Origin of the sequence: Rhodococcoides kyotonense, assembly GCF_900188125.1 — a bacterium.
Taxonomy (GTDB): Bacteria; Actinomycetota; Actinomycetes; order Mycobacteriales; family Mycobacteriaceae; genus Rhodococcoides; species Rhodococcoides kyotonense.
Map to the genome: position 1 here is coordinate 222,509 of NZ_FZOW01000011.1, position 23,322 is coordinate 245,830.

21 protein-coding genes and 1 other RNA gene are annotated in these 23,322 nt (G+C 65.9%); 12 read left to right on the top strand and 10 right to left on the bottom strand.

All coding sequences use genetic code 11. The features are described from left to right. Positions 1-95: 95 nt before the first annotated feature. The 4 genes from CHB96_RS19140 to CHB96_RS19155 are packed head-to-tail and all read left to right on the top strand — an operon-like array spanning position 96 to position 3,718. The gene (locus CHB96_RS19140; RefSeq protein ID WP_089249122.1) at positions 96-746 is read left to right on the top strand and encodes an ABC transporter permease; all 651 of its coding nucleotides are present in this window, start codon (positions 96-98) and stop codon (positions 744-746) included. Further along, positions 739-1,929: an ABC transporter ATP-binding protein gene (locus CHB96_RS19145; protein WP_089249124.1), complete on the top strand. Its 1,191-nt coding sequence runs from the start codon at positions 739-741 to the stop codon at positions 1,927-1,929. The genes CHB96_RS19140 and CHB96_RS19145 overlap by 8 nt, the downstream gene beginning before the upstream one ends. 38 nt (positions 1,930-1,967) lie before the next feature. Then, a complete protein-coding gene (locus tag CHB96_RS19150; protein WP_089249236.1) occupies positions 1,968-2,744 on the top strand; it encodes an ABC transporter permease in 777 nt (258 codons plus the stop codon). Beyond that, positions 2,741-3,718, top strand: a complete 978-nt coding sequence (locus CHB96_RS19155) for a glycine betaine ABC transporter substrate-binding protein (RefSeq protein WP_089249125.1) — start codon at positions 2,741-2,743, stop codon at positions 3,716-3,718. Before CHB96_RS19150 ends, CHB96_RS19155 begins: the two co-directional genes overlap by 4 nt. A gap of 18 nt (positions 3,719-3,736) precedes the next feature. On the opposite strand, the gene CHB96_RS19160 is transcribed toward CHB96_RS19155, so the two are convergent. The 3 genes from CHB96_RS19160 to CHB96_RS19170 form a co-directional block, all read right to left on the bottom strand. After that, the gene (locus CHB96_RS19160; RefSeq protein ID WP_089249127.1) at positions 3,737-6,778 is read right to left on the bottom strand and encodes a bifunctional [glutamine synthetase] adenylyltransferase/[glutamine synthetase]-adenylyl-L-tyrosine phosphorylase; all 3,042 of its coding nucleotides are present in this window, start codon (positions 6,776-6,778) and stop codon (positions 3,737-3,739) included. 99 nt (positions 6,779-6,877) lie between these two features. Then, positions 6,878-8,218: a type I glutamate--ammonia ligase gene (gene glnA, locus CHB96_RS19165; protein ID WP_089249129.1), complete on the bottom strand. Its 1,341-nt coding sequence runs from the start codon at positions 8,216-8,218 to the stop codon at positions 6,878-6,880. A gap of 101 nt (positions 8,219-8,319) precedes the next feature. Beyond that, the gene (locus tag CHB96_RS19170; protein ID WP_176444371.1) at positions 8,320-9,885 is read right to left on the bottom strand and encodes an alpha/beta hydrolase; all 1,566 of its coding nucleotides are present in this window, start codon (positions 9,883-9,885) and stop codon (positions 8,320-8,322) included. Between the two features lie 82 nt (positions 9,886-9,967). On the opposite strand from CHB96_RS19170, the gene CHB96_RS19175 reads away from it, so the two are divergent. The 4 genes from CHB96_RS19175 to pip all read left to right on the top strand — a co-directional run bounded on the left by CHB96_RS19175 (position 9,968) and on the right by pip (position 14,121). Next, entirely contained in the window at positions 9,968-11,689 is a 1,722-nt protein-coding gene (locus CHB96_RS19175; RefSeq protein ID WP_245865873.1) for an NAD+ synthase, read from the top strand. A 116-nt stretch (positions 11,690-11,805) separates the two neighbouring features. Then, on the top strand, positions 11,806-12,651 hold the full coding sequence (panB, locus tag CHB96_RS19180; protein ID WP_089249133.1) for a 3-methyl-2-oxobutanoate hydroxymethyltransferase: 846 nt from the start codon (positions 11,806-11,808) through the stop codon (positions 12,649-12,651). Between the two features lie 30 nt (positions 12,652-12,681). Continuing rightward, a complete protein-coding gene (locus tag CHB96_RS19185; protein ID WP_089249135.1) occupies positions 12,682-13,140 on the top strand; it encodes a hypothetical protein in 459 nt (152 codons plus the stop codon). 3 nt (positions 13,141-13,143) lie between these two features. Then, complete coding sequence (pip, locus tag CHB96_RS19190; RefSeq protein ID WP_089249137.1) at positions 13,144-14,121, top strand: prolyl aminopeptidase; 978 nt, start codon at positions 13,144-13,146, stop codon at positions 14,119-14,121. On the opposite strand, the gene CHB96_RS19195 is transcribed toward pip, so the two are convergent. The 3 genes from CHB96_RS19195 to rnpB all read right to left on the bottom strand — a co-directional run bounded on the left by CHB96_RS19195 (position 14,113) and on the right by rnpB (position 16,175). Next, complete coding sequence (locus CHB96_RS19195; protein ID WP_089249139.1) at positions 14,113-15,522, bottom strand: RNB domain-containing ribonuclease; 1,410 nt, start codon at positions 15,520-15,522, stop codon at positions 14,113-14,115. The two genes, pip and CHB96_RS19195, sit on opposite strands and share 9 nt — an antisense overlap. A 5-nt stretch (positions 15,523-15,527) precedes the next feature. Continuing rightward, positions 15,528-15,713, bottom strand: a complete 186-nt coding sequence (locus tag CHB96_RS19200; RefSeq protein WP_089249240.1) for a hypothetical protein — start codon at positions 15,711-15,713, stop codon at positions 15,528-15,530. A 24-nt stretch (positions 15,714-15,737) separates the two neighbouring features. Beyond that, positions 15,738-16,175, bottom strand: an RNA gene (gene rnpB, locus CHB96_RS19205) — RNase P RNA component class A. A 74-nt stretch (positions 16,176-16,249) separates the two neighbouring features. Between rnpB and CHB96_RS19210 the strand changes: the two genes are divergently transcribed. Together CHB96_RS19210 and CHB96_RS19215 are read left to right on the top strand one after the other, a co-directional pair. Continuing rightward, a complete protein-coding gene (locus CHB96_RS19210) occupies positions 16,250-16,771 on the top strand; it encodes a DUF1697 domain-containing protein (protein ID WP_089249141.1) in 522 nt (173 codons plus the stop codon). Further along, a complete protein-coding gene (locus tag CHB96_RS19215) occupies positions 16,768-18,006 on the top strand; it encodes an SLC13 family permease (RefSeq protein WP_089249143.1) in 1,239 nt (412 codons plus the stop codon). Before CHB96_RS19210 ends, CHB96_RS19215 begins: the two co-directional genes overlap by 4 nt. Here the strand turns inward: CHB96_RS19215 and CHB96_RS19220 are convergent. From CHB96_RS19220 to cobC, 4 genes are read right to left on the bottom strand one after another with little or no spacing between them, the layout of a single operon-like run. After that, positions 17,989-19,092 (bottom strand): bifunctional RNase H/acid phosphatase, encoded by a 1,104-nt coding sequence (locus CHB96_RS19220; RefSeq protein WP_245865875.1) that lies wholly within the window; start codon positions 19,090-19,092, stop codon positions 17,989-17,991. The two genes, CHB96_RS19215 and CHB96_RS19220, sit on opposite strands and share 18 nt — an antisense overlap. Continuing rightward, positions 19,089-19,826: a zinc ribbon domain-containing protein gene (locus tag CHB96_RS19225; RefSeq protein WP_176444372.1), complete on the bottom strand. Its 738-nt coding sequence runs from the start codon at positions 19,824-19,826 to the stop codon at positions 19,089-19,091. The genes CHB96_RS19220 and CHB96_RS19225 overlap by 4 nt, the downstream gene beginning before the upstream one ends. Before the next feature lie 60 nt (positions 19,827-19,886). Beyond that, positions 19,887-21,032: a Nif3-like dinuclear metal center hexameric protein gene (locus tag CHB96_RS19230; RefSeq protein ID WP_245865876.1), complete on the bottom strand. Its 1,146-nt coding sequence runs from the start codon at positions 21,030-21,032 to the stop codon at positions 19,887-19,889. Positions 21,033-21,045: 13 nt separating this feature from the next. Beyond that, complete coding sequence (gene cobC / locus CHB96_RS19235; protein WP_245865878.1) at positions 21,046-22,068, bottom strand: Rv2231c family histidinol phosphate aminotransferase CobC; 1,023 nt, start codon at positions 22,066-22,068, stop codon at positions 21,046-21,048. 61 nt (positions 22,069-22,129) lie between these two features. On the opposite strand from cobC, the gene CHB96_RS19240 reads away from it, so the two are divergent. Together CHB96_RS19240 and CHB96_RS19245 are read left to right on the top strand one after the other, a co-directional pair. Continuing rightward, positions 22,130-22,828 carry an HAD-IA family hydrolase gene (locus CHB96_RS19240; protein ID WP_089249149.1) on the top strand — a complete coding sequence of 233 codons (699 nt, stop codon included), beginning with the start codon at positions 22,130-22,132 and terminating at the stop codon, positions 22,826-22,828. After that, the gene (locus tag CHB96_RS19245) at positions 22,812-23,306 is read left to right on the top strand and encodes a low molecular weight protein-tyrosine-phosphatase (protein WP_281254434.1); all 495 of its coding nucleotides are present in this window, start codon (positions 22,812-22,814) and stop codon (positions 23,304-23,306) included. Before CHB96_RS19240 ends, CHB96_RS19245 begins: the two co-directional genes overlap by 17 nt. The last annotated feature ends 16 nt before the right edge of the window (positions 23,307-23,322 follow it).

Below are 23,322 nucleotides of genomic sequence, written 5' to 3' on the forward strand. Positions count from 1 at the left end.
TTAACAACGGTCAAAGTAAGACACTCTCGTACGTGGCGCTCGTTCGGAACCGCCGAACGAGACCGTGGATACGCGAAGAGGGTGAAGAACCTCGAATGGACGCTCTCTGGAATTTCGTCTCCGACAGACGACAGCAGCTGCTCACCGATTCGTACCTGCACGTGTCCGCCGTCGTGCAGTCCATCGTCATCGCGACGATCGTCGCGGTCCTCGTAGGGATCCTGGTCTACCGCTCCCCCGCCGGCTCGGCCGTCGCGACCGCTCTGGCGAGCACCATCCTGACGATTCCGTCGTTCGCACTATTGGGTCTGCTCATCCCGATTCTCGGTCTCGGTGTCGCACCCACGATCACCGCGCTCGTGCTGTACGCCCTTCTGCCCATCATCCGTAACACCATCATCGGTCTCGCTTCCGTCGATCCGGCCGTCACCGACGCGGCCAAGGGCGTCGGGCTCAATCGAACGAAGATTCTGACCCGCATCGAGATGCCACTGGCGTGGCCGTCGATTCTCGCCGGTATGCGCGTCAGCACCCAGATGATCTTCGGCATCCTCGCGATCGCCGCATACGCGAAGGGCCCGGGCCTGGGCAACCTCATCTTCTCCGGACTGTCACGTGTCGGCAGCCCCAACGCGGTGCCTCAGGCTCTCGTCGGCACGGTCCTGATCGTCATTCTCGCTCTCATCGTCGACGGCTTGCTCGTCCTTGTCGGTCGTCTCACAACCTCGAGGGGTCTTCGTGACTGAAACAACCAACCAGCACGTATCCGGCGTCGACATCGTGCTCGACTCCGTCTCCAAGCGATACCCGGGCCAGAAGGACGCGGCAGTCGACAACGTGTCGCTGACGGTGCCCGCGGGAGAGACGGTCGTGTTCGTCGGCCCGTCCGGCTGCGGGAAGACGACGACGATGCGGATGATCAATCGGTTGATCGAGCCGTCGTCGGGCAAGATCACCATCGACGGCAAGGACGCACTGTCCATCGATCCCGACGAACTGCGCCGCGGAATCGGGTACTCGATCCAGCAGGCCGGTCTGTTCCCCCACATGACGATCTCGAAGAACGTCGGCACCGTGCCGGGCCTGATCGGCTGGGACAAGAAGCGCATCGAGAACCGCGTCGACGAGATGCTCGACCTCGTCGGACTCGATCCCGACACCTATCGTGGCCGGTACCCGCGACAACTGTCCGGAGGGCAGCAACAGCGCGTCGGCGTAGCGCGCGCTCTCGCCGCCGATCCGTCGGTGCTCTTGATGGACGAACCCTTCGGCGCCGTGGATCCGATCACACGAGGGCTGCTGCAGGACGAATTGATGCGACTGCAGGCAGAGCTCGGAAAGACGATCGTGTTCGTGACGCACGATTTCAACGAGGCAGTGAAGCTCGGCGACCGGATCGCGGTGCTCGGCAATCAGTCCTCGATCCTGCAGTACGACACCCCCGAAGCAATTCTGGCCAACCCCGCCGACGAGACGGTCGCCGGTTTCGTCGGCGCCGATGCGTCACTGAAGCAGTTGACGCTCACCCGAATTCGCGACGTGCGACTCGTGCAGTGCCCGACCGCCAAGGAAAGTGATCCGGTCGACGAGTTCAGGGCCAAGATCAGCTCGCGCAAATGGCAGTGGGGTCTGATCCTCGACGACCGCAACCGTCCTCTTCGGTGGGTCAATCCCGCACACCTGCAGACGGCGTCGTCGCTAAGGAGAGTCGGAACACCGATCGGCGAACTGGTGTCGATCCAGTCGACGCTGCAGGACGCATTGGAAGCGCTCCTCGCGGAGAGCACCGCATCGACGGTCGTGACGGGCCACCGCGGCGAATACGTCGGCCTGATCTCCATCGACACGCTCGTCGGCCACCTGCAGAAGATGCGTGAGGAACACGAGCACGATCACGACGACGTCAGTCCGGCCGAGGCGCCGGCATGACCACCTCGGAGCAGACCCGAACGCCCGACGTCCCGGACATGGAGCCCGAGCCGGACCTGGGTGCATCCGAACGCGGAGCCACCCGCCGCGCCGAACGACTTCGACTTCTCGTACAACCGGTCCTCGTCGTGGTTCTCGCTGCGGGAGTGTTGATCTGGGCGTTCAGTCGCGAATTGACCGCGACCCAGGAAGGCAGTATCAGCATCTCCAACATCGCGACGCTGACCTGGCAGCACATCCTCCTCACTGCTGCCGTCGTCGTCATCGTCGTGATCATCGCAGTGCCGCTGGGAACGCTGCTGACCCGTCCCGGATACACCCGGCTCGCGCCGTTCTTCGTCGGCATCGCGAACATCGGCGCCGCGGCACCCGCGATCGGTCTGTTGGTGCTGTTCTACCTCGCCACGAGGCAGACCGGATTCTGGATCGGTGTGCTGCCGATCGCGTTCTATTCACTGCTTCCCGTGTTACGCAACACGATTCTCGGTTACCAGGAAGTCGACCGCACGTTGATCGATGCCGGTCGAGGACAAGGAATGTCAGCGGCGACGGTTCTGCGGAAGGTCGAGTTCCCGTTGGCCGTTCCGTACATTCTCGCGGGACTGCGCACGTCACTCGTGTTGGCCGTCGGAACCGCGACGCTGTGCTTCCTGGTGAGTGCAGGTGGTCTGGGAATTCTCATCGACACCGGATACAAGTTGCGCGACAACGTGACTCTGGTCGTCGGGGCAGTTCTCGCGGTGTCTCTGGCTTTGTTCATCGACTGGCTCGGCGCTCTCGCGGAACAGTTCCTCGGACCCAAGGGGCTGCGATGAGATCCATCAGGTCGACAGTGGCGGCGCTGGCCGCGTCGGGACTGCTCCTCGCGGGATGCGGACTCGAATCGGGTGGCGCAGTACCGCTTCCGGTCGGACCGGACAGCATTCAACCCGTTCCCGAGTTGGAGGGCGTCAAGATCACCGTGGGGTCCAAGGACTTCACGGAGCAGATCACTCTGGGCTACATCATCGAGTTCGCGATGGCGGCCGCCGGCGCGGACGTCCGCGATCTGACCAACATCCAGGGTTCCAACAGCACCCGCGACGCGCAGCTCGACGGCCAGATCGATCTGACGTACGAGTATACGGGCACCGGGTGGATCAACTACCTGGGCAACGAAACTCCGCTCCCCGACTCGACGCAGCAGTACGAGGCGGTGCGCGACGCGGACCTCGCGGCCAACGACATGGTGTGGGCCGTACCGGCTCCGATGAACAACACGTACGCGCTCGCGATGAACAAGCAGACAGCCGAACAGACAGGCGTGCGCACACTGTCGGACTACGCACGCCTCGTCGAGACCGACCCTGCGGCAGCGACCACGTGCGTCGAGACCGAGTTCAACGTCCGTCAGGACGGATATCCGGGCATGGCGGCGAAGTACGAATTCGATCCGGCCGCTGCGCCGAGGCAGATTCTTCAGACCGGCATCATCTACCAGGCGACCGCCGACGGAAACCAGTGCAAGTTCGGTGAGGTCTTCACCACCGACGGGCGCATCATCGCGCTGGATCTGGTTCTGCTGGAGGACGATCGAGCGTTCTTCCCGAAGTACAACCCTGCACTGGTGATGAAGAAGTCGTTCGCCGACGCACACCCCGAGGTGGCCGAAGTGATGGCACCGATCTCGTCGACGCTCACCGACCAGGTCATGACCGAGCTGAACCGGCAGGTCGACGTCGAGGGCAACGAGCCCGCCGACGTCGCCCGCAACTGGTTGGTGTCGGAGGGCTTCGTCACCGCCGGCTGATGCGCGCGTTCGGCGGCCTCAGGCCCCGAACGCGCGCTCCACCACTGCCTTTGCCCGACGCGTCACGCGCAGGTAGTTGTCGAGGAACTCCCCCGCATCGCCGTTCGGCCATCCTGCGACCTTCGCGACCGCGGACAGTATGTGCCCGGGCGCGGGCAGCTGATCGGTCGGCTTGCCGCGCACGAGCACGAGTGCATTCCGCGCTTTCGTTGCAAGAATCCATGCCTCACGCAGCAATTCGACGTCGGATTCGCTGAGCAGTTCCGCTGCACCGATCGCGTCGAGGCTCTGCAGCGTCGATGTGTTGTGCAGCGCAAGAACGTCGTGTGCATGCCGCAGCTGGATCAGCTGTACCGTCCATTCGATGTCGGCGAGCCCGCCGCGCCCGAGTTTGGTGTGGGTAGCCGGGTCGGCGCCCTTCGGTAGCCGCTCGGAGTCGACGCGTGCCTTGATACGGCGGATCTCGCGTACGGCCTCGGCCGACACACCACCCTCCGGGTAGCGCACCTTGTCCACCATGAGCAGGAACTTGATGCCGAGGTCCTGGTTTCCGGCGACCTGATGGGCGCGCAGCAGGGCCTGAACTTCCCACGCCTGTGCCCATTGCGCGTAGTAGGCCTCGTACGACGACAGAGTCCGCACGACGGGCCCGTTGCGGCCTTCGGGCCGCAGACCTGTGTCGACCTCGAGCGGTGGATCGGTGCTGGGCGCACCGAGGAGTTTGCGTATGCGGTCGGCGATTCCGTTGGCCCACTTGACCGCAACGCTGTCCTCGACACCCTCGGTGGGTTCACAGACGAACAACACGTCGGCGTCGCTGCCGTAGCCGAGCTCGCCTCCGCCGAGGCGTCCCATTCCGATGACGGCGAGACGCGCGGGTGCCGGCTCACCACGTTCGGCTTCGCTTGCTCTGATCGCTGCGGCCAGAGCTGCATTGATGACGGCAGCCCACACCGAAGACAGCGCGCGGCACACCTGCGGAACGTCGAGCATGCCGAGAATGTCCGCCGATGCCACACGCGCAAGTTCGTGTCGGCGAAGCGAGCGGGCAGCGTTGATCGCCCGCGCTGGATCCTCGTACCGGCCCGACGACGACAGAATCGCGCGATACGTCTCCTCCGGCTCCGCGTCGAGCAACTTGGGTCCGGTCGGACCGTCGGCGAACAGTCGGACCACTTCCGGTGCCTTGATCAGCAGGTCCGGGACGTACGCCGACGATCCGAGAACGATCATCAACCGCTGTGCGACGGCTCCCTCGTCACGAAGCATGCGCAGGAACCACGTGTGATCGACCGTCGCCTCGCACAGCCGTCGATAGTTGAGCAGTCCGGCGTCGGGATCCGGTGTGTCGGCGAGCCATTCGAGAAGCGTCGGCAGCAGCACGGCCTGGATCTGTCCGCGGCGTGCACCGCCACCCACCAAGGCTCGCAGATGCCCGAGTGCATTCTCCGGTGCCGCGTACCCGAGCGCGGCGAGCTGACGAATCGCGGCATCGGGCGTCAGACGCACGGTGTCCGAGTCGAACCGCACGACCGAATCGAGCAACGGGCGGTAGAAGAGCTTCGCGTGCAGACGCCTGATGCGCTGAGCGTTGCGCTTGATCTCGGCATTCAGCACGCCGAGCGAGTCACGATTGCCGTCGGGACGCATGTGCGCTGCCCGCGCGAGCCATCGCAGCGCTTCCTCGTCGTCCGGGGGCGGCAGCGTGTGCGTGCGCTTCATGCGCTGCAGTTGCAAGCGGTGCTCGATCAGGCGCAGGAATTCGTACGACGCCGTCAGATTCGCCGCGTCGTCGCGGCCGATGTACCCGCCGTCGGTGAGCGCCGCAAGCGCGTCGGTCGTGCCGAGAACGCGCAGCGACTCGTCGGTCCGTCCGTGCACGAGTTGCAGTAGCTGCACGGCGAATTCGACGTCACGGAGGCTGCCTCGACCGAGTTTGATCTCGCGTTCGCGTAGCTCGGGCGGCACCATCTCCTCGACGCGTCTGCGCATCGCACGGACCTCGGGCACGAAGTCCTCACGCTGAGAGGCCAACCACACCATGGGATTCAACGCGGCGACGTACTCGTGACCGAGTTCGAGGTCACCGGTCATCGGGCGGGCCTTGAGCAGTGCCTGGAACTCCCAGGTCTTGGCCCACCGCTTGTAGTAGGCGACATGGGATTCGAGCGTGCGGACGAGCTCGCCGCGCTTGCCCTCGGGCCGCAGCGCCGCGTCGACCTCGAAGAACGCCGAGGAGCCGATGCGCATCATCTCACCCGCGATGCGGCTCGCCACGGCATCGGCAGGTTCCGCCACGAACACGACGTCGACGTCGGAGACGTAATTCAGCTCTCGCGCACCACATTTGCCCATCGCGACGACGGCGAGACGCGTCGGACAGGGCTTGTCGGGGCACACGGTGGCGACCGCGACGGCGAGAGCGGCGGTCAGGGCCGCGTCGGCCATGTCCGAAAGCTGCGTTCCCACCAGTTGATACGGCAGCACCGGCTCGTTCTCGACGGTGGCCGCGAGGTCCGCTGCGGCCAGCACCATCACCTGGTCGCGGTACGTCTTACGCAGCGCGAGAACGGCTTCGGATCCGATGATGCCCGCTCGGTACAGGTCCGGCGCGGCGTTCTCACCCGTCTCGGGGACTGCCTCGACGGCATCGAGCAACTGCTGAGTGAGCTGATCCTTGCTCGGCAGCTCGACGCGTGAGCCCTTGCTCGACTTGCCCTCGGGCGTCAGCAGCAGGCGCCATGTGTCGGGGTCGGACACCAGATGGTCGGCCAGCGCGCTCGACGCACCCGTCAGCCCGAACAGACGGCCACGAAAACCCTTGTCCGAGCGCAGTGCAGCGGCGACTTCCGAGAAGTCCTCACCCAATGCGTCGGACAACCGCACGATCGTGCGCAGGGCCAGATCGGCGTTCGCAGCTCTCGACAGAGACCACAGAAGCTCGAGGCTGTCCTCGTCGAACCAGCCGAGCCGCTGCAAGTCCGCAGGGGCGCTCGGCTCCACGAGGCCGAGACGGCCTGCCCCTGGTACGACCGATCGTGACGTGGGCGGACGCACCATCAGCGAACACCTCGACTCTGGCGTGACACAGATTCACCTCACCGCAGGAACTATCGTTCTCGAACGACTAGAACCTAGTCCATCGGAGAGCCACGCCTGTTACAACCCCAGGTAGGCCTTCAACTCGTACGGCGTCACGTGGCTCCGGTACTCCTCCCATTCACGGCGCTTGTTGCGCAGGAAGAAGTCGAACACGTGCTCGCCGAGGGCCTCCGCGACGAGCTCGGAACCCTCCATCGCGTTGAGCGCTTGATCCAGGCTGCCCGGCAGCTCCTTGTAGCCCATCGCGCGGCGCTCGGCGGACGTCAGTGCCCAGACGTCCTCTTCGGCCTCGGGAGGAAGCGTGTAGCCCTTCTCGATGCCGCGCAGGCCTGCCGCGAGGAGAACTGCGAACGCCAGGTACGGGTTGCACGCGGAGTCAGGGCTACGGATCTCGACGCGACGCGACGACGCCTTGTTCGGCGTGTACATCGGGACGCGGATCAACGCCGAGCGGTTGGCGGGTCCCCACGACGCGGCCGTCGGTGCTTCGCCGCCGCGCACGAGACGCTTGTACGAGTTGACCCACTGGTTCGTCACGGCGCTGATCTCGTTGGCGTGCTCGAGGATGCCTGCGATGAACGACTTGCCGGTCTCCGACAACTGCATCGGATCGTCGGGGTTGTGGAACGCGTTGGCGTCGCCTTCGAACAGGCTCATGTGGGTGTGCATCGCCGAGCCGGCCTGATCGCTGAACGGCTTGGGCATGAACGTCGCGCGCACACCCTCCTCGATCGCGACCTCTTTGACCACGTAGCGGAACGTCATGATGTTGTCGGCCATGGACAGCGCGTCGGCGTAGCGGAGGTCGATCTCCTGCTGTCCGGGTGCCGTCTCGTGGTGACTGAACTCGACGGAGATACCCATCGACTCCAACGCGTCGATGGCGTGCCGGCGGAAGTTCGGAGCCGAATCGTGGACCGCCTGGTCGAAGTAACCGCCGTTGTCGGCAGGCGTGGGAGGCGAGCCGTCCTCCGGGCTGTCCTTGAGAAGGAAGAACTCGATCTCGGGGTGCACGTAGCAGCTGAACCCGAGGTCGGCTGCCTTGCTGAGCTGGCGACGCAGCACGTGCCGCGAATCGGCCCACGACGGCGAACCGTCGGGCATCGCGATGTCGCAGAACATGCGCGCGGAGTGCTGGTGACCCTTGCTCGTGGACCACGGCAGGATCTGGAAGGTCGACGGGTCCGGCTTGGCGACGGTGTCGGCCTCGGAAACGCGCGCGAAGCCCTCGATCGCGCTGCCGTCGAATCCGATGCCCTCGTCGAACGCGCCCTCGAGCTCGGCGGGCGCGATGGCCACCGATTTCAGATAGCCCAGGACATCGGTGAACCACAAGCGGACGAAGCGGATGTCGCGCTCCTCCAGAGTCCGGAGCACGAATTCCTTTTGGCGATCCATGTCCGCGAGAGTAAGCAAACCGCGTTAAATCTGTGTTACATCGTGAATTCAGTCTCACTTCCGGCCGCTCTCACCTGGCCGGATACCGTCGTGATCGGACGTCAACACACCAAATTGTTACCTGGCGGGACGAGGTCGACGAGGTAATCGACGAGCGGGCCGTCGACGCAGTCCTCACCCGAGAACGCGACGGTGTGCTGCGTTCCCTGGTAGGTGATCAGGTCGGCGCCGAGTTGCGCGGCGAGTTCCACCCCCGCCTGATACGGCGTCGCCGGATCGAATGTCGTCGAGACCACGACGAGTTTCGGCACTCCCGGCGCCGAGATGGTGTGCGGCGTACCGGTGTTCTTCACGGGCCAGAACGCGCACACGTCGAGCGGGGCCTGACCGGTGCCGAGGCCGTCGTCCAGGAACGGCGCAGCCTCGCGATACCGCACGTCCGCCTCGTCCGCCTCGGCTCGATCCGTGACCGGCGGATCGTCGACACATCGGATCGCGGTGAACGCGTCGTCGAGGTTCGAATAGGAGCCGTCGTCGAGACGACCGGAGTACGTGTCGGCGAGACGAAGCAACGTGTCTCCCCTGCCGTCGTTCAACTCCGTCAGTCCGACGCGCAGCACACGCCACAGCGTGCTCGAGTAGAGCGCCTGCTGGACGCCGGTCAACGCGTCGTCGTAGCTGAGGCCGCGCGGATCGGTCGTCGCGGCAGGTGAGGCGAGCAACGGGTCGACGAGCTCTCTGAATTTCCGGTTCGCGTCGACCGGATCCGTCCCGAGCGCGCACTCGGACGTCTGGGCGCAACTGGCCGCGAAGTCGTCGAACGCCTTCTGGAACGCCGCCCCTTGCTCGACGGCCTCGTCGACGGGAGTCTGCTCGGGATCGAGCGCACCGTCGAGAACCATCGCCCGCACGTTCGCCGGGAACGTCTCCGCGTACGCACTGCCGAGCCGGGTGCCGTACGAGAAGCCGACGTACGTCAGCTTCTCGTCGCCGAGGACGGATCTGATGACATCCATGTCCCGCACGACTTCCTGTGTGCCGACGTGTTGAAGCACGTCGGCACCCGTCCGCTCGGCACACTTGGCGGCGTAGTCACGATGCTCGCCTTCCGTCGTCGCGATCCCCTCCGAAGACATGTCGACGTCGTTCTCGCGTCGCTGTTCGTCGGTCTCCTCGGTCGTCAGGCACCGAACGGCAGGGGTCGATGCGCCGACTCCGCGAGGGTCGAATCCGATGCGATCGAACCTCTCGGCGATGGGCGAATCCTCGGCCTGCGTCGCCAGATAGAGCCCGGAGGCACCGGGCCCGCCCGGATTGAACAGGATCGATCCGATCTTGTCTCCCGACGCGTGTGCTCGCGAGATGGCAACCTCGGCCATCGGTCCGGCCGGGTTCGCGTAGTCCAGGGGGACGGTGACCTTCGCGCATTCGAGGGTGCTGCCGAGCCCGGTGCCGTCCGTGTCGTAACCGTCGCACGACTCCCAATCGAGTGTCTGCGTGTAGAACTGCTCGAGCCCGGCCGGTACGACCCCCGCGCCTGCCGCCCACTGCTCGTCCGACGACGGTTCGGCGGTGCCCAAGGTTGTCGCCTCGCGACCCGAACATCCCTGCAGAACCAGCAGTGCCACTGCCCCGACCACCGCAGCGCCCACTCTCGAAGACTTCACAGTCACGATGGTGCCAGAGCGCCCATGCGGTGCACGTGGACACAGCCAGCGGACCGAAGAAGTCGCTACTAGGCTCCGAGCTGTGCAGGCACTGCGAATCGCCCTTGCCCAGATCAATCCGACAGTGGGAGACCTCGACGGCAATGCTGCGCTGATCGTGTCGTGGACGCGACGGGCGGTCGAGGAGGGCGCGCAGGTCGTGCTGTTTCCCGAGATGGCGCTGACGGGCTATCCCGTCGAGGACCTCGCGTTGATCCCGTCGTTCGCGGAGGCCTGCACGACTGCGATACGACGGCTGGCCGACGCGTTGGACCGCGCAGGCTGCGGAGGAGTCGTCACGGTCGTCGGCTATCTGGATCGCGACATCGCGGGCGCCAGGAACAGTGCCGCGGTGTTGTTCGCCGGCGAGGTCGTCTCTCGCTACGACAAGGTCGCATTGCCGACGTACCGCGTCTTCGACGAGGCGAGATACTTCGCTCCGGGCACGCATCTGAGCATCACCACTGTCGGCGAGCACCGTGTCGGCGTCGTGGTCTGCGAGGACATCTGGCAACCGGGTGGACCCGTGCCTGCGTACGCGGCCGCCGGTGTCGACGCGCTGCTGTGCCTCAATGCGAGCCCGTTCGAACTCGGCAAGGACACGATTCGCCGGTCGGTGGTCGACCGTCGCGCCGCCGAGGCGGGGGTTCCGGTGGCCTACGTCAATCTGGTGGGAGGCCAGGACGAGTTGGTGTTCGACGGCGGCAGCATGGTCGTCGCCGCGGACGGGGAGCTCCTCGGTCTCGCACGGCCGTTCACCGAGGATCTGTTGTGCGTCGACGTCGATCTGCCAGGCGACCGTACGCCCGACGACCACCCCGACGGGTGGACTGTCGACCGAAACACACTCTCCGACATCATCGTTCGCGGATGGGATCGCAGGGGTCGGTCCATTGCCGAGCCCGTGCCCGACGAGGAACAGGTGTGGGCGGCGCTCGTCACCGGCCTTCGAGACTACGTGCACAAGAACGGGTTCCGGACCGTTGCACTCGGCCTGTCCGGTGGTATCGATTCGGCGGTCGTCGCCGCGATCGCAGTCGACGCACTCGGCAGCGATGCGGTGCACGGGGTGTCGATGCCGTCGCGGTACTCGTCGGACCATTCACGCAGCGACGCAGACGAATTCGCGCGTCGTACCGGAATTCGCTTCACGACCGAACCGATCGAATCGATGGTCGAGGTCTTCGTTCGCACACTCGGCCTTACCGGTCTCGCCGAGGAGAACATTCAAGCGCGATGTCGCGGAATGACATTGATGGCGCTGTCCAATTCCGACGGGCATCTGATACTCGCGACGGGCAACAAATCCGAACTCGCCGTGGGATATTCGACGATCTACGGCGATGCCGTCGGGGGCTACGCACCGATCAAGGACGTTCCGAAGTCGCTGGTGTGGGACCTCGCACGATGGCGCAACAAGACTGCGACCGAGCGAGGAGAGATTCCGCCGATACCCGAGGACAGCATCGACAAGCCGCCGTCCGCGGAATTGCGGCCCGGCCAACTCGACACCGATTCGTTGCCCGATTACGACGAGTTGGACGCGATCCTCTACCGCTACGTCGACTGCGATCAGGGACTGCGGGACATCGTCGCCGCCGGATACGACCGCGACACCGTCGCCGACATCCTGCGCAAGGTCGACGCGTCGGAATACAAGCGACGTCAGTATCCGATCGGGGCCAAGGTCACCTCGCGCGCGTTCGGACGCGATCGGCGGATGCCCATCACGAACCGATTCCGCAGCCACGACGACCCGATGTGATGTATTGCACTGCCGAGTCCCCTTAAACGGCCAGGTCGTCGGTGGCAGACTGGTGGCGTCATCAACCCCATCCCGGGGACCCGCAGGCGGGCCTCGAGGAACCGAAAGGGACAAAGATGTCCGACAATTCTGTGTACGGTGCGTCCGATGCTGCGGTATCCGGACTGACTCGCAAGACGCGCACCCATCATCTCCTGCAGATGAAGGCCGAGGGTGAGCGCTGGGCCATGCTCACGGCGTACGACTACTCGAGTGCCCGCATCTTCGAAGAAGCCGGTATCCCGGTGCTCCTGGTCGGCGATTCGGCGGCCAACGTGGTCTACGGCTACGACACGACGGTTCCGGTCACCGTCGACGAACTTCTCCCCCTCGTGCGCGGTGTCGTGCGCGGCGCCCCGAACGCTCTCGTCGTCGCCGACCTGCCGTTCGGAACCTACGAGTCCTCACCGCAGCAGGCGCTCGCCACGGCGACGCGTTTCCTCAAGGAAGGCCTCGCCCACGCCGTCAAGCTCGAAGGCGGAGAGCGCGTCGCCGACCAGATCGCAGCCATCTCGGCGGCAGGCATTCCGGTCATGGCTCATATCGGGTTCACCCCCCAGAGCGTCAACGGGCTCGGCGGATTCCGCATCCAGGGACGCGGCGACGGCGCCGATCAACTCGTCGCCGACGCCATCGCGGTACAGGAGGCAGGTGCGTTCTCCGTCGTCATGGAGATGGTGCCTGCCGATCTCGCCGGTCAGGTGACCCGCAAGCTCACCATTCCGACCATCGGAATCGGCGCGGGCAACGAGACCGACGCACAGGTGCTGGTGTGGCAGGACATGGCCGGCTACACCAGTGGCAAGACGGCCAAGTTCGTCAAGAAGTTCGGAGCCGTCGGCGACGAGCTGCGCTCGGCAGCAGCGACGTACCTGTCCGAGGTACGCAGCGGAACCTTCCCCGGCCCCGAGCACAGCTACTGACCGAGGCTCGTCGATGGCACACTCGGTGCCATGAACTCACGAACCCAGCGTGGCTCACAGATATTTCGCCGCACAGCCGCCTCCCTTGCGGGGGCGGCTGTCGTCGTCGCAGCAGCAGCCGCCTGCGGCACCGACAGCACCACCACCGGATCGTCGTCGTCTCTTCCCGAGACCACGACCACGACTGCGCCGCCGACCACCACTACGGCAGCCGCGGACGGCATCACCGATCAACAGAAGCAGCAACTGTGCACCGATCTCGGTGAGCAACTGCAGGAATGGCGCATCCAGGGTCCGACGTTGGGGCGCGGCGGATTGAACATCGTCGTGCAGACCTGGGCGGCGCAGAGCGGAGTCATCAACCTGCAGGTGGTGCAGAACCGCGCGATCGTCGACGAGATCACGATCGCGAACTGCCCCGACGTGCGCACCGAGGCCATGCAGTCCCTCGACATCCCCGATCTCGCGTCCGGTCTGGTCGGGTTCTGATCCGTGACACAGACGTATTCGACCGAACTGTATCCACCGATCGAACCGTACGACTCCGGCCATCTCGACGTCGGTGACGGCCAACGCATCTACTGGGAGACCAGCGGTGACCCCGAAGGCACCCCGGTCGTCTTCGTGCACGGAGGTCCCGGTGGCGGCACCGGACCCGCGCAGCGTAGATATTTCGACCCGGCTGCGTACCGGATCATCCTCTTCGACCAGAGGGGCTGTGGCCGTTCGACGCCGCACATCGCCGACGGTGCCGACCTGTCGGTCAACACCACCGATCGGCTGATAAGCGACATCGAGACGCTACGCACACATCTGGGCGTCGAACGATGGCTCGTGTTCGGCGGGTCGTGGGGTTCGACGCTGTCGCTCGCATATGCGCAGAGCCATCGAGACCGCGTGAACGGCCTGATTCTGCGAGGAATCTTCCTGTTGCGGCGTAGCGAGATCGATTGGTACTACAACGGCGGCGCGGGACACATCTTCCCCGAGCAGTGGGACGAGTTCCTCGCACCCGTCCCGGAGAACGAACGCGGCGGCGACCTCGTCGAGGTCTATCACCGGCTGCTGACGTCGGACGACCGGGATGTGGCCACTGCTGCCGCCGTCGCGTGGTCGTCGTGGGAGGCCGCGACGAGCTATCTGCTGCCGCGGCCGGAGCAGGTCGCCGAGAACTCCGATCCGCGGTTCGCGCTGGCGTTCGCCGGAATCGAGAACCACTACTTCCGCAACGGCGGGTTCCTGCGCGAGAACCAGTTGCTCGACGACGCGCATCTGCTCGACGGCATCCCCGGCGTCATCGTCCAAGGTCGCTACGACGTCGTATGCCCCGCGACGAGCGCACATGCCCTCCACAAGGCATGGCCCGAGGCAGAATTGATCGTCGTCGACCACGCCGGACACTCGGCCAGCGAGCCCGGGATCGTGCATCATCTGGTCCAGGCCACCGACCGGTTCGCGTCGCTACGGTGAGTCGTAGCTGAATTCGATTCGGCGGGAGTCGGTGTCGGCGACGGTCAGCCGTACCGTCACCTTCTCCCCCTCCGGCGGCTCACCCGTGCACTTTCCGATGACGATCGGGTCGTCGAGGAACACTTCGGCGTCGCGTTTGCCTTCGGCACCACGCAACACGAGCGCGCCGAACTCCTCGCCGACCCGTCGGGCAAGCATCGTCGCCTCGGTCAGATCGATGCACGCTCGATCCACCTTGGACGCAGTCGAATCCGACGCTCGCATCACCGCCGGGAGGTCCGGGAGCGCGGTGCGCGCCCACGCCGGGATCTCGGTGTCCGCGACGACGGCAAGGCAGACCTCGGTGGCGTATCTGTCGGACAGCCGTCGCAGCGGAGCCGTCACGTGCGCGTAGGGCGCGCCGATGCCGGCGTGATCGGTCAGGTTCGGCACGTCGCCGTCGAACGCGGCGTAGTCCGCGCCGCGCAGCAGCCCGGTCGCCTCGGTCATCATCGCGAGTGTCTCGGGCGCGGCGCTCGGCAGTCCAGCGAGAACCGCGCCTGCCGACGCGCCCTCCGGCCACTCGATCCCGAGTGTGTCCGCGGTGGTGCGCAGCGTTGCCAGCGCATCCTTCGACGCGGTCGGCAGCGTCCGCAGTATCCCGACGCGGGCGTCGAGCATGATGCGCGCGGCGCACATTCCGGTCAGTAGCGACACCTCGGCGTTCCACGTGTCGACGTCCGTGCGGCCCTGCAGTTCCACCCGCCAGGAGTGGCCGTCGGGGACGACTTCCTGTTCGGGCAGCGTGATGTCGATCGATCCACGCAGGAGAGCTGCCTGCGCACGCAATGCCCCGAACTCTGCCAATGCTGCGATCGACGGATGCGGAGTGCCTGCATCGACGTCGGCTTGCACGCCCGCATAGTCCAGACGCGCGACCGACCTGACCATCGCGCGGCCGACTGTCCATGCCACCGCTTCGCCGTCGGAGTCCAGCTCGATTCGCCAGAGCGCCGCGGCGCGCGCTTCGTTCGGCAGCAGGCTCGCCGAACCCTCGGACAACACCCGCGGATGCAGCGGGACCGAACCGTCGGGCAGGTAGTAGGTCTGTCCGCGCTCACGCGTCTCGGAGTCGAGTGCTCCGCCCGGAATCACGAGAGCGCCGACGTCGGCGATCGCGTAATGCACGACGAAACCCGACGTCAGCCTCTCGATGTGCACCGCCTGGTCGAGGTCCATCGAACCAGGCGGGTCGATCGTCACGAGCGGGATATCGGTGCGATCCTCGCGGTCGTGCTCGTACCGATCGACCGGGGACGATGCCTCGGCCAAGGCATCGTCCGAGAACGCCTCTCGCAGACGAAATTCGGACCTGATCGCGTGGAAGTCGAAGTTCGAGGTGGGCAGTCGAATCGGAGCCACGAAAGTCAGTTGTTCCAGTCGTCGTCGGCTTTGTCCGCGGCCTTGTTTCGCTCCGCCGCGATCTCGATGGCACGCTCGGCCGTCTTGCGATCGGGGTACGGTCCCATGCGATCGAAGGCACCCGCCTCCTTGCCCTGCGAGACGGTCTTCGTACGAACGTCGTAGTACCAGGCTTCGTCGTCGTTGCTCATGAGAACAGTGTGCCGTACTGGGTGCGAACGAGCCGGCATGTAAGCCGGATCCTGTTTTCCTCCCCGCCGAAACGGGACGGAACGACGACCATCCATCTGGGCACACCGTCGCCGGGTACCTCGAGCAGTCCACCCGCAGGCTCGGGCGAGCAGCCCTCGAACACCTGCGCAGCCGCACCTGTTACGGGTGCGGCCTTCGACCTTGCTCCGGGCGGGGTTTACCTAGCCACCTCAGTCACCTGAGGTGCTGGTGCGCTCTTACCGCACCGTTTCACCCTCACCCACCTGCGTCTCCCGAAGGATCCGCACGTGGGCGGTCTGTTCTCTGTGGCACTGTCCCGCGAGTCACCTCGGGTTGCCGTTAGCAACCGCCCTGCTCTGTGGAGTCCGGACTTTCCTCGGCTCGAAGCTTGACGGTTCGAGCCCGCCAGTCCTTCGTGCCGCAGCCGTCCAACCGACTCGTTCGCGAGAGGTGACTCTACCCGTGTCTGTCGCGTTCGAACTACACCTGTGGGGCCCGCACTACAGTTCACCCCATGGATCACGTCATTCTGCTGCGCGGCATCAACGTCGGCGGAATCAACATCAAGATGGCAGATCTCCGTGCCGCCCTGACGGACGCAGGTTTCACCGACGTGCGGACCACTCTCGCGACGGGCAACGTGCACCTCCGATCGCCGTCGACGGGTGCCGAACTGAAGGCGTCGGTCGAGGCGGTGTTGTCGGAGCGATTCGGCTACGAAGCCTGGGTCATCGTTCTCGACGTCCCGACCCTGCGCGGCATCGTCGAGGAGTACCCGTTCGACGCCGAGCGCGAGGGCTGGCACCCCTACGTCGTCTTCGGCAACGACGACGACCATCTCGCCGAGCTGGCGGCCATCGGCGAGACGCTGGATCCGGACCTGGAACGCATCGCGGCCGGCCGGGGCGTCGTCTACTGGGAAGTTCTTCGGGGCCACACCACCGACAGCATCGTCGGGAAGACCACCGCCAAGGCCAAGTTCAAGCCGACCACCACGACGCGCAATCTACGGACACTCGCCAAGATGCTCGCGTGAGCCTCGTCGCCGCGGCTCTCGTCGCCGCTGTCCTGATCTTCGCCATCGTTCGTCCCCGCGGTCTCCCCGAGATCGTCGCTGCGTTGCCCGCCGCTGCACTGACGTTGGTACTCGGCCTGGTGACCGTCTCGGGTGCTGTCGAGCAGGTGACCGAACTGCTGCCGACCGTCGTGTTCCTGGCGTTCATTCTGATCCTGGCCCACCTCGCCGATGCCCGAGGCGTGTTCACGTGGATGGCGTCGGTGATGGGCAGGGGTGCCGGCGGGAGTCCGCACAAGTTGCTGGTCTCGGTGTTCGCTGCTGCCGCGGTCACCACCGCGATCCTGAGCCTCGACGCCACCGTGGTCCTCCTGACCCCTGCCGTCATCGGCGCGGCGCGCGCACTGCGGATGTCTGCGCGGCCGCACAGCTATGCCAGCGCGCACCTGTCCAATTCGGCGTCGACGTTGCTTCCCGTGTCCAACCTCACAAACCTGTTGGCGTTCGGTGCGACCGGCTTGACGTTCGTTCACTTCGCTGCGCTGATGGCCCTGCCGTGGATCGTGGCCGTGCTGATCGAGTTCGCGGTGTTCTGGATCTTCTTTCGCGCAGATCTCGTGCGCATCGAGGACGCGCCGAGCCCAGAGCGCATCCCTGCACCTCTCGGGACGCTCGCTGTTCTCGGGGCCACACTGGTCGGATTCGCCGTCGCCGGTCTCTTCCATGTCGAGCCGTTCTGGGTCGCGGCAGCGGGATCGCTCGTCCTCGCTGTTCCCGCGTTGCGCAACGGATTCACGGTGCCGAGCAGAATCCTGCGCGCCGCCGACCTGAAGTTCTGTGGCTTCGTCCTGCTGCTGGCGATCGTCGTCGCCGGTGTCACCGCAGGCCCGATCGGACGCTGGCTGACCGACATCCTGCCGACCGAGGAGACGTTCCTCGGTCTGCTTGCCACCGCTGCTATCGCGGCGGTGGCGTGCAACGTCGTCAACAATCTTCCTGCGACGTTGATGCTGTTGGCTGCGTTCGGCCCGTCGGCACCGCCCGGGTTGCTGCTCGCGATGGTGATCGGGGTGAACCTCGGCCCCAATCTGACCTATGTCGGTTCGCTCGCCATCATGCTGTGGCGACGGGTCGGCGCGGCGAATCACGAACCGGCCGACCTCCGAACGTTCACCACACTCGGGCTGATCACCACACCGTTGACGATCGTGGGATCGGTTGCTGCGCTGTGGGTCTCGCTACTGATCGAGATATGACGTGTCGTTGACCAGACGCACCGACGCCCCACCGTCCGGGTAGAACTCGGCGATACTGAGCGACGCCAGGTCCAGGTGCATGCGGTACAGAATCGACGGTCCGACGTCGAGTGCGAGCTGCAGGAGCATCTTGATCGGCGTGACGTGACTGACGACGACGATCGTCGACCCCGCGTACGACGCGACGAGCTTGTCGCGTGCTGCCTTGACGCGTTCGTGGACGACGTCGAAGCTTTCGCCTCCGGGCGCCGCCACCGAGGTGTCGCCGCGCCAACGCTGGTGGATGTCGGGGTACTGCTGCGAGGCCTCCTTGAACGTCAGACCTTCCCAGTCACCGAAGTCGGTCTCGGTCAGATCGTCGAGTACCGATACCTCCAAGCCCACCTTGTCGGCGAACGCACCTGCGGTCTGCCGCGCACGTCCGAGCGGCGACGACACCACCGCCGCGATGTCGTCTCGCCTCGCGAGATGGTCGGCCGCCGCAGCGGCCTGACGCTCGCCGAGCTCGGTCAACGCGGGGTTGCCGCGACCGGAGTAGCGTCGCTCGACCGACAGTGGGGTCTGGCCGTGCCGCAGCAGCAGCATGCGCGTCGGCTCACCGACGGCGCCGGTCCAGCCGGGCGCGGCGGGCTTCTCGGTCACCTCCTCGGCGGGCGCAAGGTCGTCTCCGGCGGCCGCTGCATCCATCGCCTCGTTGGCGAGTCGATCGGCGTGCGAGTTCTGGTTCCGCGGAATCCACTCGAAGCTCACCGAATCGAATCCACGGACCAGCTCGGCCGCTTCACGGTTCAGCGGAATCATGTCCGGGTGCTTGACCTTCCAGCGTCCCGACATCTGCTCGACGACGAGCTTGGAGTCCATCCTGACCTGCACCTCACGCGCGCCGACGTCGGCGGCAGCGGTCAAGCCTGCGATGAGACCGCGGTACTCGGCCACGTTGTTGGTGGCGACACCGAGTGCGAGTCGGCGTTCGGCGAGCACGTCGCCGCGATCGCTGGACAGGACCACGGCGCCGTATCCGGCAGGCCCCGGGTTGCCGCGTGAGCCACCGTCCGCCTCGACGATCACCCGGACGGGCGTGCTCACAGGCCGGACTCCTTGGTGCGCACCAGGATTGCGTTGCATTCGGAGCAGCGAACCAGTTCGTCGGCAGGCTTCGCCGCGATTCGCGAGATTTCGCCGCGGTCGAGTTCGATGCGGCATGCGCCGCACCGGCGGGCCTGCAGAAGCGCCGCGCCGCGACCGGTCAGGCCGCGCTGCTTCTCGTACAGCCCGAGCAGATCGTCCGGGAAAGTACCTGCCAGCTCGGAGCGGCGACCGGTACTGCGCTGCTCGGCAGCGTCGATGTCCGCTACGGCGTCGTCCCGGCGCCGGCCCGCGTCGATCAGTTCTTCCTCGATCTGGGTCAGCTGCGCGCCTGCGTGGTTGTAGTCGGTTTCCGACGCCTCACGCCGTTCCATGACCTCGAGAAGCTCCTCTTCGAGGATGGATTGACGTCGTTCCAGGCTCGTGAGCTCGTGCTGGATCTCGGACATCTGCTTCGCGGCAACGGTGCCGCTCTCGAGCAGCTTCTTGTCGCGGTCCTCGCGCTGGCGAACCGCGTCGACCTCGTTCTCGAGCTTCTTGATGTCGCGGTCGAGATCGTCCATCGAGATCTGAACCGCGACGGCCGCGTCCTTACGGGCGATGCGTTCGCCCTCGAGCTTCTCGACCTCGGCCTGCTCCGGAAGGTTTTTCCGACGATGCGCGATCTGAGTCAGTTCGGTGTCCACTGCGGCCAGCTCGAGAAGTGAGGCCTGCACTCGGGGATCGACGTTCACGCGTGATGACTCCTGCGACTATGGAAGATGAAGATTCGGTCAACCCTACCGGGCGAGCAGTCAGTTGTTCGCCGCCCCGAGGGTCCACGGGTCCGTTCTGGTCGTACTCACTCGACTCTCCCACGCGGCAGCATCCGAGAAGGCCGAATCGACGATCGATCGGGCTTGCTCGCACCACGGCCATTCCGACGCCCAGTGGGCCACGTCGATGACGGCCGGTCCCCCGGCGCGCAGGTGTTCGTCGACGGGATGGTGCCGCAGATCGGATGTGACGAAGACGTCGGCACCGAGCGTCGTCACCGCGCCAAGGAACGAGTCGCCCGCACCGCCGCACAGCGCTACCGTGCGGATCGACGCGTCGAGATCTCCAGCCGTGCGCACTCCCCATGCGGTGTCCGGCAACCTGACGCGCACGCGCTCGGCGAATGCGCGCAGCGTCGTCGGCTCGGCGAGCGTTCCCACTCGGCCGAGCCCGGTGGACGACGGCAGCCGCACTTCCTCGACGATGTCGAACGCCGGTTCCTCGTACGGATGAACGGTGCGCAGCCGCTCGATCAGCTGCGCACGCAATGCCGCGGGCGCGACCATCTCGACGCGGTCCTCGGCGACCTGCTCGAGCTGCCCTACGGTTCCGATCGCGGGATCCGCGCCGTCCAGCGGACGGAACCGACCTGTCCCGACGACGGTCCAGCTGCAGTCTCGATAGTCGCCGATGGCTCCCGCGCCTGCGTCGAGCAAAGCGTCGCGCACGGCGTCGGAATGGGTCGTCGGGACGAACACCACCCACTTGTCGACGCGCGGGCCGTCGATGGGTTCGATCGGGCGGGTCCCGGTGACTCCGAGCAGATCGGCCAACGCGTCGGACACGCCGGGATCCGCGGAGTCGGCGTTGGTGTGCGCGGTGAACAGTGCACATCCAGCCTTGACGAGCCGGTGGATCAGCGCACCTTTCGGCGTGTTCGCCGCGACGGTGTCGACGCCTCGCATCAACAACGGATGATGCACGACGAGGAGGTCGGCGCCCCACTCGATGGCCTCGTCGACGACGGCAGCGGTGGCGTCGACTGCGTAGATCACCTTGCGTACGGGGTCGGACGGGTCGCCGGTGACGAGCCCGACCGAATCCCAGCTCTCGGCGAGGCGCGGCGGATACGCGGCATCGAGAACGGCGATGACGTCGGCGAGGCGCACACGGCCTTCGGTCACTGACTTCTCCTCACTACAGAACGCGTTCGAACGCGTCGATCAGAACGTCGACGTACTCAGGACCCCGGACGGCGACGCGTAGGTGATCGGGCGCCAGGCCGGGAAAGGTGTCGCATCGGCGGACGGCAATGCCTTCGCTGCGCAGGCGTTCGCGGACGTCGGCTGCGGACGGTACCTGCAGCAGCAGGAACGGTGCGTGAGCCGGTGTCCTCACGACGATGCCGAGTTTCCTGAGTCGGTCGACCATCGCGTCGCGGTCGTCGGCGATGCACGACGCCTTGGCTGCGGCTTCGGCCACGGCGTCGGGCTCGCTGCAGGCGGTGATGGCTTCGAGTTGCAGCGTGCCGACCGGCCAGTGCGCCCGACCGTGCGCGAGGGTTGCCAGCACCTCCGGCGATCCGAGGGCGTATCCGCAGCGCAGACCGGCCAGCGCCCACGTCTTCGTCAAGCTCCGCAGCACGAGCACATCGGGGAGCGCGTCGGCCGCGACAGACTGTGCTTCTCCTTCGACGGCGTCGGCGAACGCCTCGTCGACCACGAGGATGCGCCCCGGTCGTCGCAACGCGAGAAGCTCTTCTCTCGGATGCAGCACCGACGTCGGATTCGTGGGATTCCCGATCACGACCATGTCCGCCGATTCGGGAACCAGCCCGGGATCGAGCTCGTACGGCGGCGGCAGGATCACCTGAGCGACGTCGACGTCGGCTTCACGCAGCGCCCACTCGGGCTCGGTGAACGACGGGTGCACGACGGCCGCGAGCCGGGGCCTTAGCCTCGGCAGCATCGCGAATCCCTCGGCTCCGCCTGCGAGCAGCAGCACTTCGTCCGGAGTTCGACCGTGCCTGCGGGCAACGGCCTCGCGTGCACGCAGATCGGCAGCGGCCGACGGGTAGCCCCCGAGATGGTTCAGCGTGTCGGCGAGTCGCTCCCGCAGCCAGCGAGGTGGCGCCGTTCCTTGAACGTTGACCGCGAAATCGACCAGCCCATCGCCGACCTCGGCATCGCCGTGGTGGCGCAGCAGCGAACGTGAGTGCACTTCGAGCGGTCCTTTCGTTGCCGATGAGCGTAGTCGGCGCCCACACCGATATGGTTTTGTCATGACAAAGCTCGACGAATCGACGAACACACGCGCCCACGTCGTGCTGTTCGACCTGGACGGAACGCTCACCGACTCGGCGCCCGGCATCCTCGCCGGCTTCCGGCACGCGCTCGCCTCCGTCGGGGCGCCCGAGCCGACCGAGAAGCAACTCGCGCTGGTGATCGGCCCACCGCTGATCGACTCGTTCCGCACGATGGGCCTGCCGGAGGACGACGCGCAGCACGCGCTGGCCGCGTATTTCGAACGGTACGACGCGCAGGGTTGGGCCGAGAACTCGGTGTTCGACGGTATCGAGCCCGTCCTGAAGGAACTGAAGGCGCGCGGTGTCCGGCTGGGAGTCGCGACGAGCAAGTCGGAGCGTTTCGCGCACCGCATCCTCGACCACTTCGAGTTGTCGCAGTACTTCGAGTTCATCGGCGGAGCGAGCAGTGACGGCGTCCGACGGGCCAAGCCCGACGTCATCGCCCACTCGCTGCGCAACCTGGGTCTGATCCCGAAGGAGATCGCCGACGGCGGAACTCCGGACGTCATCATGGTCGGCGACCGCGATCACGACGTGCACGGTGCTGCCCGCTTCGGGATCCCTGCCGTCTACGTCGACTGGGGATACGGCATCGACGGGGAGAACGACGACGCTGCATTCACCGTCACGACCATGGACGAACTCGCGAAGGTGCTCGGTGACAACACCCACTGAACCGTCGGTACACGTGGCCTTCGTCTGTACGGGCAACATCTGCCGCTCCCCGATGGCGGAGAAGATCTTCGATCAGTACCTCCTCGAAGCGGGTCTCGAGAAGTCCGTGCGGGTGTCGAGTGCTGGCATCGATGGGTGGCACGAAGGAGACGGCGCTGATCCGCGTGCCGTCGCCGAGCTCGAGGCCCACGGGTACGACACCGACCACGTGGCGGCCCAGGTCGACGACGACCATCTGGCCGCGGACCTCCTCGTCGCATTGGACTCGGGCCATGCTCGACAGCTCCTGCAACTGGACGCCCCGGCGGACCGCGTCGTGCTGCTGCGGTCGTTCGACGACGACGCCGAATCCGAGTCCGTCGCCGACCCGTACTACTCCGCCGACAGCGCCTTCGCGGAAGTACGTGAACAGATCGAGGCTGCCATGCCCGGCCTCGTGAGATGGGTCGCGGACCACGTCTCCGACGAGCCGTCGTAGATCACTTCGGGCCAGC